Origin of the sequence: Mycobacterium sp. (assembly GCF_049280035.1) — a bacterium.
Lineage (GTDB): Bacteria > Actinomycetota > Actinomycetes > Mycobacteriales > Mycobacteriaceae > Mycobacterium.
In genome coordinates this window covers 1-2169 of the sequence record NZ_JBAPPI010000479.1, presented here as the reverse complement: position 1 = coordinate 2169, position 2169 = coordinate 1, and the positions used below count along the sequence as shown (strand labels likewise).

Annotated in this window: 2 protein-coding genes and 1 pseudogene; all 3 read right to left on the bottom strand. The window is 61.5% G+C overall.

Going from position 1 to position 2169, the window contains the following annotated elements; translation table 11 throughout:
- Window positions 1–693: 693 nt before the first annotated feature.
- Entirely contained in the window at window positions 694–1377 is a 684-nt protein-coding gene (locus WAN71_RS15765; protein ID WP_422226226.1) for a CAP domain-containing protein, read from the bottom strand.
- A gap of 19 nt (window positions 1378–1396) precedes the next feature.
- Window positions 1397–1780, bottom strand: a complete 384-nt coding sequence (locus WAN71_RS15760) for a DUF732 domain-containing protein (protein ID WP_422226225.1) — start codon at window positions 1778–1780, stop codon at window positions 1397–1399.
- Window positions 1781–1799: 19 nt separating this feature from the next.
- Window positions 1800–2169, bottom strand: a pseudogene (locus tag WAN71_RS15755) (hypothetical protein); the annotation flags it as partial.

Here is a 2169-nt window from a genome sequence, read left to right as displayed (position 1 = left end):
TCCGAACCCGCCGCGTCCTACCGCCTCAGCATCGCGGTAGCCCTCTGCCTCAAGCTCGGCGACGATTCCCGAGTTCGGGCTGCGTTGAGTCGCGTCGGGATTGGCCACCGCTAGTCCGCCCGCATCCCAGTCGCACTGGCTAAGCGGACCCGATCCGACCATAGGAGCAGATGATCCGTACAGCCCGGTGCCAGCGTTCCCATCGCAGATTCCTTCGTTGCAGCTATTTACCCTAACTCTCGCCGGCCAGCCACCAATGCGGTTCGCTCGATTCGACTCCGCTGCGCCGGGACGACGCCGGGTTTGCCTCCGTCGGGGAGACGACAACCACCCGATGAGGTGACGCGCACCGGGCCAAGCCCAGAGACACTAGGAGCACAGCAGGACCACACGAAGGGCGCGTGCAGCGCGTTACACCCGCGCCTCGGCCATCTGACGACCACGATGAATCGACGATGCACCTGCTGATCACAAGGGCGATGAATCCGACAGCGTCGCAATAAATTCCACACTGCATCAGGTCGGGTTGACGCAGCAGGTCGCACTGGCTGGTTTGTGCCATCCTCGTTCCGGCTCGATGCCTCTACCTTCGTGGATGATGCGATCCCACCAAAAATGTTGAATTGGCAACGATTACAAAGCTCGCATGACGATAACGCGTAAGCCGGATGCTCACGGCGGTCTTACGCTTGCCTATTGCGGCGGAATGCCGGGCGGTGGGTAGACGCCGCGCAGGATCCACGCCCACCAGTTGTTGCCGTTTTCGAGCTCGTCGCTGGCGTCGTAGTCGGGGCTGGGATCGAGCGGGATGTTGTTCGCCTGGGAGCCCGGAGGGAGTTCCGCCACGTTTCTTTGGCTGGCGTTGGCGGATGGCGGCGGCTGTCCGTACACGGCCACCACTACCGTGCGATCAGGACTGTTTTCCGACCACACTCCCATTTGGCTGTTGGCACAGTTCGACATGATGGCCATGTAAGCGTGGTTGTAGTACCACCGGTTCAGCAAATCGTTGCCGCTGATTGCTATGGACTGATTGATCGCCACGGTTTCCGCCACCTGACCATGGAAGCCTGCCGCGTTGGCGCGATCTTGTGGTGTGGACCCGTCTGAGCCGATATCACCGTCAAGGTTGCGGTTGTTCAGCACATCCCTGGTGTGCCACTGGGCGGCGAGTTGCAATTGTGGGTTGATCCTGACGTCGTTGGTGCAGCCTGCTTGATGCTCAATGGTGAAGACATTGGCAACCACACTGTCGTTGAGCCGCTTGTTGTTCGGTATGAGCGTGTTGTTGTCGCCATCCGCATGCGCACCAGGCGCGCCCAGCACGGCGCCGGCGGCGACCACTAAGCCAGGCAGAGTAAGTGGCCAGAACTGCATGTCGGTCTCCTTCCTTTTCTCAGCCGCCGGGCGGTGGCTGGTAGTGGCCTGCCGAGTTGCGCAGTTGCCAAATCTGTGCGGGGCATAACAGGTTAACCGCATACGAGACAAGGTAATTGGCTGCGAATTCGTCATTGGGCCTGATGTCGTTCTTCACGTCACCCATGACTTGGGTATAGCCCTCGCCGCGGCTTACCTTGTCGCAGATCCCGTATCCGTAGCTCACGGCGTCGGCGGGATTGGCAAAGTTGTCGTAGTGCCGCCGCACCATCACGTCATACACGTACTCCACCTCAGGTGCCGGGGCGGCGTACGCCCGCGGTACTGGCCCCAGCATCACCGAGCCGGCGACACCCGCAGCTGCTGCGATCGCCAGAGCACACAAGCACGTCCAAATCTTCACCGGTTCACCGCATCTCGGTTTATACCGGGTCGAATTGCGAAATCAGCCACCGGCCGCCAACCTTGTCGAGGGTGACCCGAACGCTGGATGCCGTGTTGGTCGGCGCGTCCTGGCCGATGATGACCGTCTGGTTCACGAAAAGCAGTACCACGGCATGGTTTCCGGTCGCCGATGTCGATGCGGCGGCCGGAACGGTCGCGACGGCCGAGATTTGCTTCTGCTTTGCTCCCGGGATGACCACATCGTGGGTCAGCGATGTGTAGGCGCTCAGGAACGTACCGGTCAGCCGGCCCCGCGCAGCGTCAAGGTCCTTCTCGACCGTGTCGGGCTTATAGGAAAGCAGCGCGATGGTGCTGTCGGTAGCGGCCCGCACGGATTCCGTGCGGGCC